At 50.6% G+C, this 10,082-nt stretch carries 22 protein-coding genes; 3 read left to right on the top strand and 19 right to left on the bottom strand.

Annotated elements, in window-relative coordinates:
• Positions 1-108: 108 nt before the first annotated feature.
• From GA0061070_RS21470 to GA0061070_RS21395, 18 genes are all read right to left on the bottom strand, one after another.
• Positions 109-468 carry a RusA family crossover junction endodeoxyribonuclease gene (locus tag GA0061070_RS21470; RefSeq protein WP_090138271.1) on the bottom strand — a complete coding sequence of 120 codons (360 nt, stop codon included), beginning with the start codon at positions 466-468 and terminating at the stop codon, positions 109-111.
• Complete coding sequence (locus GA0061070_RS21465) at positions 465-755, bottom strand: DUF1364 domain-containing protein (protein WP_090138269.1); 291 nt, start codon at positions 753-755, stop codon at positions 465-467. Before GA0061070_RS21465 ends, GA0061070_RS21470 begins: the two co-directional genes overlap by 4 nt.
• Complete coding sequence (locus GA0061070_RS21460) at positions 748-918, bottom strand: NinE family protein (protein WP_090138267.1); 171 nt, start codon at positions 916-918, stop codon at positions 748-750. Before GA0061070_RS21460 ends, GA0061070_RS21465 begins: the two co-directional genes overlap by 8 nt.
• Positions 918-1,352: a recombination protein NinB gene (locus tag GA0061070_RS21455; protein ID WP_090138265.1), complete on the bottom strand. Its 435-nt coding sequence runs from the start codon at positions 1,350-1,352 to the stop codon at positions 918-920. The genes GA0061070_RS21460 and GA0061070_RS21455 overlap by 1 nt, the downstream gene beginning before the upstream one ends.
• Positions 1,353-1,614: 262 nt before the next feature.
• The gene (locus GA0061070_RS21450; RefSeq protein ID WP_090138262.1) at positions 1,615-1,899 is read right to left on the bottom strand and encodes a DUF4752 family protein; all 285 of its coding nucleotides are present in this window, start codon (positions 1,897-1,899) and stop codon (positions 1,615-1,617) included.
• 1 nt (position 1,900) lies between these two features.
• A complete protein-coding gene (locus GA0061070_RS21445; protein ID WP_090138260.1) occupies positions 1,901-2,512 on the bottom strand; it encodes a hypothetical protein in 612 nt (203 codons plus the stop codon).
• Positions 2,509-2,700, bottom strand: a complete 192-nt coding sequence (locus GA0061070_RS21440) for a hypothetical protein (RefSeq protein WP_090138258.1) — start codon at positions 2,698-2,700, stop codon at positions 2,509-2,511. The genes GA0061070_RS21445 and GA0061070_RS21440 overlap by 4 nt, the downstream gene beginning before the upstream one ends.
• A 2-nt stretch (positions 2,701-2,702) precedes the next feature.
• Positions 2,703-3,317, bottom strand: coding sequence for an ead/Ea22-like family protein (locus GA0061070_RS26140; protein WP_090138256.1), 615 nt, complete (start codon positions 3,315-3,317; stop codon positions 2,703-2,705).
• Complete coding sequence (locus GA0061070_RS21430) at positions 3,314-3,580, bottom strand: hypothetical protein (RefSeq protein WP_090138254.1); 267 nt, start codon at positions 3,578-3,580, stop codon at positions 3,314-3,316. Before GA0061070_RS21430 ends, GA0061070_RS26140 begins: the two co-directional genes overlap by 4 nt.
• Positions 3,577-3,795 (bottom strand): hypothetical protein, encoded by a 219-nt coding sequence (locus GA0061070_RS21425; RefSeq protein ID WP_090138252.1) that lies wholly within the window; start codon positions 3,793-3,795, stop codon positions 3,577-3,579. The genes GA0061070_RS21430 and GA0061070_RS21425 overlap by 4 nt, the downstream gene beginning before the upstream one ends.
• Complete coding sequence (locus tag GA0061070_RS21420; protein WP_090138249.1) at positions 3,792-4,274, bottom strand: hypothetical protein; 483 nt, start codon at positions 4,272-4,274, stop codon at positions 3,792-3,794. Before GA0061070_RS21420 ends, GA0061070_RS21425 begins: the two co-directional genes overlap by 4 nt.
• A gap of 17 nt (positions 4,275-4,291) precedes the next feature.
• Entirely contained in the window at positions 4,292-4,429 is a 138-nt protein-coding gene (locus GA0061070_RS25240) for a hypothetical protein (RefSeq protein WP_167353610.1), read from the bottom strand.
• Positions 4,426-4,737, bottom strand: a complete 312-nt coding sequence (locus GA0061070_RS21415; RefSeq protein ID WP_090138248.1) for a hypothetical protein — start codon at positions 4,735-4,737, stop codon at positions 4,426-4,428. Before GA0061070_RS21415 ends, GA0061070_RS25240 begins: the two co-directional genes overlap by 4 nt.
• Positions 4,737-6,173, bottom strand: coding sequence for a DnaB-like helicase C-terminal domain-containing protein (locus tag GA0061070_RS21410; protein ID WP_090138246.1), 1,437 nt, complete (start codon positions 6,171-6,173; stop codon positions 4,737-4,739). Before GA0061070_RS21410 ends, GA0061070_RS21415 begins: the two co-directional genes overlap by 1 nt.
• Positions 6,163-7,062, bottom strand: a complete 900-nt coding sequence (locus tag GA0061070_RS21405) for a DNA replication protein (RefSeq protein WP_090138244.1) — start codon at positions 7,060-7,062, stop codon at positions 6,163-6,165. Before GA0061070_RS21405 ends, GA0061070_RS21410 begins: the two co-directional genes overlap by 11 nt.
• Positions 7,055-7,201, bottom strand: a complete 147-nt coding sequence (locus tag GA0061070_RS25235; protein ID WP_167353609.1) for a DUF2740 family protein — start codon at positions 7,199-7,201, stop codon at positions 7,055-7,057. The genes GA0061070_RS21405 and GA0061070_RS25235 overlap by 8 nt, the downstream gene beginning before the upstream one ends.
• Positions 7,202-7,212: 11 nt before the next feature.
• A complete protein-coding gene (locus GA0061070_RS21400; RefSeq protein WP_090138242.1) occupies positions 7,213-7,512 on the bottom strand; it encodes a CII family transcriptional regulator in 300 nt (99 codons plus the stop codon).
• Between the two features lie 40 nt (positions 7,513-7,552).
• Complete coding sequence (locus GA0061070_RS21395; RefSeq protein ID WP_090138240.1) at positions 7,553-7,786, bottom strand: transcriptional regulator; 234 nt, start codon at positions 7,784-7,786, stop codon at positions 7,553-7,555.
• A 104-nt stretch (positions 7,787-7,890) separates the two neighbouring features.
• Here GA0061070_RS21395 and GA0061070_RS21390 point away from each other — a divergent pair, with 104 nt between their 5' ends.
• Positions 7,891-8,580 carry an XRE family transcriptional regulator gene (locus tag GA0061070_RS21390; protein WP_090138309.1) on the top strand — a complete coding sequence of 230 codons (690 nt, stop codon included), beginning with the start codon at positions 7,891-7,893 and terminating at the stop codon, positions 8,578-8,580.
• Positions 8,581-8,635: 55 nt separating this feature from the next.
• On the opposite strand, the gene GA0061070_RS21385 is transcribed toward GA0061070_RS21390, so the two are convergent.
• Entirely contained in the window at positions 8,636-8,833 is a 198-nt protein-coding gene (locus GA0061070_RS21385; RefSeq protein WP_090138238.1) for a hypothetical protein, read from the bottom strand.
• A 478-nt stretch (positions 8,834-9,311) separates the two neighbouring features.
• Here GA0061070_RS21385 and GA0061070_RS21380 point away from each other — a divergent pair, with 478 nt between their 5' ends.
• Both GA0061070_RS21380 and GA0061070_RS21375 read left to right on the top strand, forming a co-directional pair.
• Positions 9,312-9,587: a hypothetical protein gene (locus tag GA0061070_RS21380; protein WP_139109811.1), complete on the top strand. Its 276-nt coding sequence runs from the start codon at positions 9,312-9,314 to the stop codon at positions 9,585-9,587.
• A gap of 146 nt (positions 9,588-9,733) precedes the next feature.
• A partial coding sequence (locus GA0061070_RS21375; protein WP_425256068.1) for a DUF7666 domain-containing protein occupies positions 9,734-10,082 on the top strand: 349 nt, incomplete at its 3' end.

Raw genomic sequence — 10,082 nt, 5'->3', positions numbered from 1 at the left:
TGGTCTGTTTCTGCTGTGTGGTTTTTGCTGGTTTGCTGTGGTGCCATATAACTGGCAGTTTCGCCCGCGCTACGCTTTCGGCCTGGTATCGGGTGATCTGCTCTCTGGTCACGTCGCGCACTCCCCAATGACGATCTGCCCCTTCTCTCCCCATAGTTTTGTTACCCGGCCATCCCAAATCCGGCTGTCATCGTCGAATACAGCGTCAAGAAGAGCCTTTTCGAGGTTGTCTTTATCCGGCTTTTGCTGATGCGGCTTGCCGTTCATTTCAGACCGGCGTTTTTTGCTCCAGCTTTGCGGCATGGGAAGGATGAAAATCACGTGATAGCCAGACTCAGGCAGCGTCACCTTATTTAGTCTCACTTCATCGCAGAATGCGCGGTAACGAAGAACTGGAGGACGTTTCTGCCATTTATCCCGTTGCGTCATGCGTGGCTTTCCGAGGGGTGTGATGTTGTATGTTTTCACGCTTTCACCTTTCCCTCTTTCAGCCAGATAACCTGCGTACGCGCCATTCCTTCGAGTGCGCATTCTTTTGCATATTCCGCGTCCACAAAGTGGGTGCGACGGTCGATTTCGTCATGACAGGATGAGCAGGCAATCGTGGCAATCAGATCTGGCGGCTTGATTCCTGTCCCGCAGAGGCCCGCAAGCCGGATATGTGCAAGAACGGATGTTTCCGGATTGCCGTTGCAGACACCCGGAATACGAACCTGGCATTCACGTCCGCGTGCTGCTTTTCGTAAATCAGCCATGTGACCTCCTTGCTGCCAGGCAAAGCCATTTCCGATCCACCAGCTTAGCGGTATAGCCTTTCAGCGTCGGGATGTCGGATGGCTTTATCTCAGGCTTGTGCTTACGGCGCGCTGGCATGCGGAAAATGCCGCGTTCCATGACTTTGGCGAGAGGATTTTTCATCAGGCCATCCTCCCGAAATAATCCAGCGAATAGCGAACATCACGAAGTTGTACGCCATTACCAACGGCATACGCCTGGCTGTATTCGATCAGGCTACTCATGCGCTTGATACCCATCTTTGCCGTGCTTTCTCGGATGGCGCAAAATTCACCTTCAAGACCGGGTACCACCTCACCTGGCTTGCCAGTGGCGACCGCATGACCGGAAACAAACAGCGCCTTCCATTCCGAGAGGTTTCGGCGCTTACCAGCCCATTGCAGTTGCTTTGACACATCGCCGCACAGCGCGTGGAAAAGTGAGTTTTGCGACAATGTACGGTCAGGGTCAGAGAATGTAACGATGAGAGGAAACTCAGCGTTTAGCGGCTGCTGGTTGATGTAGTCGATAAGGTTTTGACGTATGCGCTTATCGCGCAAGAGGAATTTTACAGACACGCTTCACCTCCGCAGAGGCAAAACGCAGAATGCAAAAAATCGCAGGTGCATTGCGGCATCTGTGACAGGGTGATTTGTTCGATGTGTTTATGCATAACGTCCCCGTTATGCAAAAAGGTACCGCCGGGGCTCAATCCGACAGCACCTCAATTATGGCTTACCGAAAGTGTGTTTTCAAATGTTGCTTGACGTTTAGTTAAACCATCCTTCCTGGATTGCAGCACCAATCACCAGCAGGATGAGCATCAGAGCGTCGAATGGGTTAGGCATCGCGCGCCACCTTCGGACGGTAAATCTGAATTACCAGTCCGCTTTTAGTTCTTGCTGTCAGCGTATGTCCAGGCTCAAGGCTGGCAATGTTGAACGCCTCATAGAAAGAATCAATCGCCAGCGCTTTATCATCCTTGCGATTCCACCACCTCCATCCACGACGAATCATGATGGTGAGGAACCAGCGACATACCTTGCTCACCATATAAAACCAAATGAGCACTACGGTCGAGAAAAATAACCAGTCTGTGATGCTGAAGTCTTTGAACGCTTCCACCTCACACCTCCTGCTCAGGCGCTGCCGTACGCTGTTTTACATCCAGCATGAAGCGAGCGAGCAATTTCGCCTCCTGCCCCTGTAATTTAGCGCCATAGATAATTTCGTGCAGACGGGCTACAGCAAAGCAATCAGCATCGCTCATATCGATGTCCGGCAACGTGTAACGCTGGCTTACAGGTTCGGCTTGCATGGCGGCGCGGCAGGCGTTCCACGCTAATTTTGTTGCGCGTAAAACATCATCGAAGAGATATTTATCTTTGATGAAATCAAGGGCCATTGCGTCAGTCATTTCAGGCACTGCCCCCGGCGCTGGCGGTGCGTGGCGTGGCGTTTCAAATTGCGGCCTGATTTCAAAGCCTTCGCCTTTTACGTAGTCAGGCAGTTTGTCCGTATATCTCCATGGGCTGCATGCAAGAGCGGTGTTTGTCCGGTACAAATAACCAGATGGCTCGCTGTCCATTCCCGCCAGAAGTGTCAGACAATCGGCAAGCACCATATCGACGTCAGTATCAAGCGGTGGTACGTGCATTGCCGCGCGGCCTTCCGTAAAGTCTTTCAGCGCCTTTTCAATGCGGGATTTGAGTTGCTCCCGGCTCAGTTGTGCTGTCATACGGCCTCCTGATCATTGAGGTTGATCGCGAATCCTTCTTTGGTCGCTACCCAGCCGACCATGACAACAAATTTAACCAGCCCGATAGTAGCCAGCGCTTTGGCGGTTTTATCGTTGACGTTGCGTGATGGCGTCTTTCCGGACTGCAAAGCCTGCATAAAATTTTTCTGCGCGGTAGTTAATTTCATCTTCACTCCCCCACTTCCAGATTGATGCCAGCGGCTAAGTCGGCGCGAACATAAAGCGTGTCGTCGACGTTCTGCCTGTCACAACACCACGTTAATTCACTGAATTCGCCATCAACGGGCCATACACCATCAGTTTGCAACCAGATATACTCTGGGGCGTCGTAAAGAGGCGTATTCTCCGGCAACTTAACGCTCACCGTCCGCGCTTCTCGCTCTTCGCGAAATCTGCCAATCGTCAGCATCAAATCCTGATTCTCTGCATCGCGTTCGTTGGTGTACTTCTCCAGCATTTCGATACGCTTCGCCTGCCAGTCAACAAAATCAACCAGCGAGCCTTCAAGTTCGTAGTCAGTGCGCAACATGTCGTAGATATCTGCTTTCTGTTCAAGCTCAGCAATCCGCTTCTTGTAGTCGTCACGCTCTGCCAGCAGGGCGAGGATGTTGGCTGGTGATGCGATGTCCGAATATTCATTTGCAATATCTACTTGCCCATCGACACCAAAGGCAACGGCGTCGAATATTTCATCGCAGGTGATTGATGCCAGTTTTTCTAATGCCGGAACCGCTTTCTCCGCCGCCGCTTTCAGCTTCAGCGACAGATCGTCGTTGTTAGTCATGCTGCACCGCCATTTTTATAGAACCGTTCGCGGAAGGTTTTTCCTGGCTTGTCTGCATTGATACCTGCGTCGTCAGCCGCAATTTCAATGAGAACCTGTTTCACGAAATCGATAGCCTCTCCGCGTGAGTTGGCTTCAATTTCCAGCTTGTCAACCAGTTGCTCAGCTAGATAGTTCGATTTATCAAAAACCCGCAACAGATAATCAGCAAAACTGATATAACGCGGATTCAGAATTCCAAATTTCACGGTTAATCTGCTCATTGGCCTTCTCCTGCGTTGCCTTTCACCCGATATTCGATAACGTGATCCGGGTAGGTTCCTTTCACGCGTGACTCTATAACGCCAGCTTTTACCAGCCGTTCTACGCGATAAGCAGGCCTGTTAAGGCGGATAGGAATATCCCAGAAGGTAAACCAGTCGGATGGCATCATCGCCAGCGCTTCACTGTCGGAAGCCGTTAATGGTTTGGCACTCACGATTGCACCTCCGGTGCGTTGCCTTTCACCGCCCGCAGCGCTTCTTTGTAGCTTGCCTTTGCGGCTTTCATTGTCGGTTTCCATTCGCCCCGAATGTCGCAGTACGAATCCCAATAAGCGCGCGAGCGGCGAACCATTCGGTATTCGTATTTGTACCGGCCCACTTCACGCTCTTCATAAACCGGAAGCTCAATCCCCAACCACTCGGCGAACGATTCACACACCTCTGAGTGCAAATATTCATCGTACCGAGTGCGTTTTTTCGGTTCTGGTAGAGCGGAAATCGCTACCGTCTTACCCGCTTCCGTCACCTGATAAACCACATCACCGCAAGACCATTCAGGTGCTTTACCGGCTTTTGCCAGACCATTTGCAACCAGTGCTTGCCATGCCAGATCATCAGGAGAGTCTTTACTGGCGAGAAAGTAATTGCGATATGATTCACTGTGTCGTTCACTGATGCCAAGGGCATGTTGCATAAGCTCGATTCCGGTACTCACGATTGCACCCCCTTCACCTGCTCAGACTGGCTGCGGAGATTGTCGATACCGCTGATAATCAGCGCCCAGCTACAAACGTTAAACACCGCCACAAGCATAAGTAGCTGCCGACGGCTGTAGTTTTCCCAGCTCATAAAACCCCCTGCCGGTGACTACCGAAAATTTTGTGTACCTGATAGCCCTGCCAGTTATGGCGGCATTCGTCGAAAATGGTGTTGACGCCGGAACGGTCGATCGGCTTGTCTTCATCCTCTTCAGGAGCCGGAACATAGAAATTGCTTCGCCAGACGCGTTTATCGAGCATGATTTCACCTGCTGCACGCATCTTGTGCGCCGCTCCCTGAATGGCCGTTTTCTTTACACCGGTGGACTCAGCAACCAGTTCACAAGTGAAATAGCCGTACTCTTTCAGGTACCATTCAATAGCTTCTTTGCCTGTCATCAGAATCCACCTTTCTTAGTTGCTGGCTTCTCTTCCCGGCTGCGCGCGGTCATGCGGGCCGCATCCTGATCGCAGTCATAAATCGCGCCATTGATTTGGTTGCAGTAAACAGTTCCGGTTTTGCCATGACGGTTCAGGCGAAGAAGTAACTCCGTCTCTCCCGCCGGTACCGACTCGTCGAATGCGCCTTCACGGTGAACGCCTACCCAGTAATCACAATCCTGTTCAATCTGGCCGGTGTCGCGGGAATCGCTCGGTAGAGGCCGCTTGTTGCCACGGTCTTCCAGTTTCCTGTTGAGCTGGGTAAGCAGCACCACGACGCATCCAAGCTCTTTGGCAAGATTCTTTAGCCCTTTAGTGATCATCCCGTAGGCCAGGTCATTACGGTCTGCCTTCTCGGCGGTCATCAGGGTCAGATAGTCAACGAGAACCATGCCAACCACTCCGCGCTCGCGTTTGATACGACGACACTCGGTGATGATCTGCGCCAGAGAAAGGCCCGGGGTGTCATCGATGTAGAGCATGTCGATTTCACGCAGTCTTTCTGCCGTCTCGGTAGCGCGTCTGAAATCGCCGTCATAGTCCCCCTGATAGGTATCGTCGGCATCATCGGTCGCTGGCATGTAGAAAATGCTGGGGTTGATGCCAGATTTCTGACCAACCAGTTTTTCGACGATCTGATCACCAGGCATTTCCAGGCTGAACAGCAGCGCAGGCTTCTTCTCGCGGATAGCGCAGTTGAGAGCCATCTGGACATAAAGCGTGGTTTTCCCCATCTTTGGCCTGGCACCAATGACGAACAGGGAGCCCTTAACCAGTCCCTTCGGTGACAGAAGGCGATCCAGTGATGGAATACCGGAACTTAGGCCGCGTTGCTCGCCTGACGGGTCAAAGCGTTTCTCCAGATCGGAAACCCAGTCATCCATAACGTCACCAAATGCGCGAAGCCCACGGTGACTACCAGTCTTTGAGTGATCGGCAAGCTGGGTGAATATCGACTGAATGGCTTCGTATTTCTGCGGGGCTGACATGCCGTTACGCGAGTAAAGCAATTCAAGCGCTTCCGTGATGCGCTGGATGCCGTAGCGCTCCATAGCTGCTTCACGGACAGACATGGCATAGGCTACGATGTTCGCAGCACTGGGTGTGTTCTTGGAGATCTCAGCCAGGTAAGCAAATCCACCAACCTGCGCCGTCAGCCCTTTACTTTCCAGCACGTCGAAAAGCGTCAGGCCATCTACCGGTTTGCTGTCACGGTACATTTCACGCATTTCAGCAAACAGCACCTGGTGAGCGCGAAGGTAGAACGACTCAGGCTTGAGCATCGCCAGAACTTTCTGTACTCGCTCGCTGTTGTCGTCGTCCAGCAGCAGACCACCGATAACGCTCTGCTCTGCTTCGAGGTTTTGTGGTACAGCCATGAATTCAGCGGTCATCACGATCCCCCTCGCGCACTTCGATGTAGAGCTTTTCGGTCAGGAACTTATCGAATTTCATGCGGCGCCAGGTCTTTCCAGATTTCTGGTCTGGTCGATCTTCAAGCATCCAGCGGCAGTTCTGAGCGATGTAGCGCAGGTAACTTCTAAAGCCGTCCATGTCCATCGGCTTGCCGTCCAGGTTGCGGGCAATCTTGTTAGCCTTACCCCAGAAGGTTCTGATCAGGTTGCGTCGCTCATCAGTGAGGCATCTCCATCCCCGGGCATCAGGTAGTTCGTCTTTCAGGCATTGCCATACTTCATCGCATGACAAACGGGACTTTTTCTCTTCAGCGGGTTTCTGGTCATTTGCGACATACTTACTACCGTTAGGTAGTAAGTTATTTAATATATTGTTATCTGTGGACACCGGCTGGACATCGGCTGGACACTCCACATACACAGGCATTGGTACTACTGCTTTTGCGCTGGACACCGGCTGGACATCGGCTGGACAAAAATTTGACTGATATTCGTCATATTTGACCACTTTTAGAACAGTAAAACGGTTGTTCGATTTGGTGGTGATCATGCCCAGATTCTGGAATTTGCGGAGCAGTGATTTAACGCGGTCAACGGTCAATCCCGTTTCCATTGCCAGTGTGTTACGCCCAGTAATGAACTCTCCGCGTTCGCAGATCACATCGCCGACATCAGTCGATACCAGTGTCTGTTCGTGATTAGCGCGCAGGAGCAGGTGAACCCATAAATGAGACGCCTCGGCATCCTTGTAGAAAGGGACATCCATTATTTTACGGTGCAGCAAGGCAAACCCCTTACCGCTGTTTTGATGCGGTTGCTGGAGCCTTCTGGCCTCTCTGGCTTCGGCTAAATTGGATACGTTACCCACGGCCAGCCTCCTTGCGTTTAATTTCTTCCAGGATGGCGCGCATCTTCTCTGCCACCACCGGATTTACTGATCGGATAAAGCGATCGCGGGTAATGTTTTTGTGTGTTAATTCCTGGTAAAAACGACAACTATTAGGCATAATTACCTCCGTTAGAAATGCATGTTGATTTGGTCAGAACGCTCGGTTGCCGCCGGGCGTTTTTTCTTTGTGAGTAGATCTGCTACCTCTTTCGCCAGCCTGGCCATGTCATCATCGACGACACCCCATTCCAGCACTGCAAGCAGCATTGCCACTTTCGGCAGCATCGTTTCCTTCCAGCGGGTAATTCCGCTTTTGTCCATGCCGATTGCCTTTGCTACGTTTGTCGTGCCGCGCAAGGCAATCTGATTCAGCAGCCACGATTCAATTTTTCGTGCTTGCGATTTGTTTCGTGTTGTTGTGTTCTCCATTTGCGATACTTCCTCTGGTGTTAAAAGTTGTGGCCGCCGGTCAGGCGGCGTTATTGTCAATCGGACCAGGAAACAGCGTCGGGAGGTCAGGCCGAATTTGATGGGCCTTAATTTCCCCGCCGGTGGCGTTAACGATGCTGTTCACATGCTCCGGAGATACTTTCGCTTTGTTGTGCAGCCACTTGTAAACCGCCTGCTGTGAAACTTCGCAGGCTTCGCCAAGCTTCTTCTGAGAGCCAACGATGTTAATGGCGGTTTTAATGGTTGGGTTCATGACAACCTCCGTAGTGAATATGAGAGGAGAATAAAACTATGGTTGTATTTAGTCAACAACCATTTTCGTTTGATGGAATAAAACCACAGTTGTACATTTCAGATATGAAAACGACTCTCGCAGAACGACTGAAAGAAGCACGCATATTGCGAGGCCTTACACAAAAGGCTCTCGGGGATTTGATCGGGGTTAGCCAGGCTGCTATACAGAAGATTGAAACCGGAAAGGCAAATCAGACCACTAAGCTGGTAGATCTGGCTAACGCTCTGATGGTAAGGCCTGAGTGGTTAAGTTCAGGAGATGGCGTCATGCGAGAAGATACTTCCAGCCCTGTGGAATCCACAGCTAAGACTCCTGATATTTACCGTGTTGATGTACTGGATGTTTCAGCCAGTGCCGGGCCGGGAACAATGCTGGCAAGTGACTTCATAGAAACCATCAGAGCGATCGAATACACCCCGGAAAAAGGGATGTCTCTGTTCGGTTCCGTCCCCCCATCAGCAGTCAAGGTAATCACTGTTCGCGGCGATAGCATGGAGGGAACCATTGATCCAGGCGATGAGATATTTGTGAATATCGACATCCGTTTTTTTGATGGTGATGGAATTTATGTTTTTGTCTTCGGTAACACGCTGCATGTGAAGCGCTTGCAGATGCACAAAGATAAGCTTCTGGTGCTTTCAGACAATCAGCGCTACAAAGAATGGTATATCGACGAGGAAGATCAGGACCGCTTTCACATAATGGCCAAAGTTCTTATTAAACAGACTATCGCCTATAAGCGTTTCGGATAAACCTCCTTCCAATTTATCTCCAGCGGTCCCGGCAAACAGCCGGGGTATGCTGATATTATTTAATCGATAAGACGTCAATAGCCAGCTCAACTGGCAAATCAGCATCCCCCTCCTGCCATAGCACCTGTATCACCTCAAGTAAAGCCTCTCTCGATGGCTCTCGCCTCTCAGCTAGTAGTTGCAAAACAGCTATGCCAAGCACCTCCGCAACCTGCGGATGCAGTTCAGTGAAAAAATCGCCCCCATCCGACATAACCAAACCTCCGAGATTGAATATTTTTTATATCATAAGTCATGCGGATATAAAAATAAATTCATTTTAAAAACAACCAAATATAACTTTACAGCCAATAAATACAACTATTGTTGTTGACTGAAAAACAACTATGGTTTTAAATGAACCCATCGAAACGAAACATCGACAGCTGAGCGAAGTTAGCCAGCGGCGGACAGCAAGTCGCCTGCTTTTTAACAACATGCAAAGTCGGAACAGCACTCGGTAATCCTGTTTAGACCCCAACGTAAAAATTCGGCGCAGCACCGGGCGCGATCCGGTCGGTGTGAGGCTACCCCCTCGCGAGAGCGATAAAGGCGTGGGAACGGGAAACACTGGCGGGATGAGAGGTGCGAAGCGCAAAAAGATTTATTCCAGTCCATTCGAAGCTGAGTGGGCTGTGCTGAATCACAAGGCATTTCTCCCGCATCAGCGGGTAACTACAGAGGGTAAGGCGATGAAAGCAGTTGACGGACAAGAGATTCTACCAGGCTTTAATGTACGGGATATTTCTGCTGATTATGACGAGCCAAGGTTTGACGTTTTGTTTGTCCATGATGATGGCAAATGTCGATATTCTAACGATGTTTTTGGTTCTGAGCAAGAAGCCATCAGTTACGCAGAAACATGTAATGCCAACACAGCAGACGATGAGTGCTGGGACTACTACCAGCACTTTTCAACCAGCAACGACTGGAAGCTGATTCAACACATTGAAGCTAAAGCCGCCTAACCAGCGGCTTTTTTACTGGATACCCAAGCGCCCTTGCGAGGGCATTTAGTTATCCAAAACACAGGCGCCCATCCAGCGCCTTTTTTTATGCAAAAAGGTTAATAGCTCCGCACGCTGGGCGTCACCAGCATCAAAAGGAAACCAGAATGACCAAAGAAATCATCACTGCCTACAAAGGCTTTAACGTTGACATGACCTGCCGTGGCTACCAGTTCGAAATCGGCAAAACCTATAACCACGAAGGTAAGGTTAAGGCCTGTGCTTCTGGTTTCCACTCCTGCGAAAACCCGCTGGATGTTTTCGGTTACTACTCACCATCAGGTAGCCGCTTCTGCGAAGTTGAAGTTTCTGGTGACATCTCGCGTCACTCTGATGATACGAAAATCGCCAGTGCGACAATCACCATCAAGGCTGAAATTTCTATCCATGAAATGGTGAAGCGCGCTATTGACTGGGTGTGGAGCAAGGTAGACAAATCGCTTGATCAACAGATCA

It is taken from the genome of Kosakonia oryziphila (assembly GCF_900094795.1).
Lineage (GTDB): Bacteria > Pseudomonadota > Gammaproteobacteria > Enterobacterales > Enterobacteriaceae > Kosakonia > Kosakonia oryziphila.
This window is presented reverse-complemented; position numbering and strand designations above follow the sequence as displayed.

Coding starts and splice junctions, on each gene's coding strand:
- GA0061070_RS21465 (WP_090138269.1), bottom strand. CDS start 755: ATGGCTGATTTACGAAAAGCAGCACGCGGACGTGAATGCCAGGTTCGT.
- GA0061070_RS21460 (WP_090138267.1), bottom strand. CDS start 918: ATGAAAAATCCTCTCGCCAAAGTCATGGAACGCGGCATTTTCCGCATG.
- GA0061070_RS21445 (WP_090138260.1), bottom strand. CDS start 2,512: ATGACAGCACAACTGAGCCGGGAGCAACTCAAATCCCGCATTGAAAAG.
- GA0061070_RS21440 (WP_090138258.1), bottom strand. CDS start 2,700: ATGAAATTAACTACCGCGCAGAAAAATTTTATGCAGGCTTTGCAGTCC.
- GA0061070_RS26140 (WP_090138256.1), bottom strand. CDS start 3,317: ATGACTAACAACGACGATCTGTCGCTGAAGCTGAAAGCGGCGGCGGAG.
- GA0061070_RS21430 (WP_090138254.1), bottom strand. CDS start 3,580: ATGAGCAGATTAACCGTGAAATTTGGAATTCTGAATCCGCGTTATATC.
- GA0061070_RS21420 (WP_090138249.1), bottom strand. CDS start 4,274: ATGCAACATGCCCTTGGCATCAGTGAACGACACAGTGAATCATATCGC.
- GA0061070_RS25240 (WP_167353610.1), bottom strand. CDS start 4,429: ATGAGCTGGGAAAACTACAGCCGTCGGCAGCTACTTATGCTTGTGGCG.
- GA0061070_RS21415 (WP_090138248.1), bottom strand. CDS start 4,737: ATGACAGGCAAAGAAGCTATTGAATGGTACCTGAAAGAGTACGGCTAT.
- GA0061070_RS21410 (WP_090138246.1), bottom strand. CDS start 6,173: ATGACCGCTGAATTCATGGCTGTACCACAAAACCTCGAAGCAGAGCAG.
- GA0061070_RS25235 (WP_167353609.1), bottom strand. CDS start 7,201: ATGCCTAATAGTTGTCGTTTTTACCAGGAATTAACACACAAAAACATT.
- GA0061070_RS21400 (WP_090138242.1), bottom strand. CDS start 7,512: ATGGAGAACACAACAACACGAAACAAATCGCAAGCACGAAAAATTGAA.
- GA0061070_RS21395 (WP_090138240.1), bottom strand. CDS start 7,786: ATGAACCCAACCATTAAAACCGCCATTAACATCGTTGGCTCTCAGAAG.
- GA0061070_RS21390 (WP_090138309.1), top strand. CDS start 7,891: ATGAAAACGACTCTCGCAGAACGACTGAAAGAAGCACGCATATTGCGA.
- GA0061070_RS21385 (WP_090138238.1), bottom strand. CDS start 8,833: ATGTCGGATGGGGGCGATTTTTTCACTGAACTGCATCCGCAGGTTGCG.
- GA0061070_RS21380 (WP_139109811.1), top strand. CDS start 9,312: ATGAAAGCAGTTGACGGACAAGAGATTCTACCAGGCTTTAATGTACGG.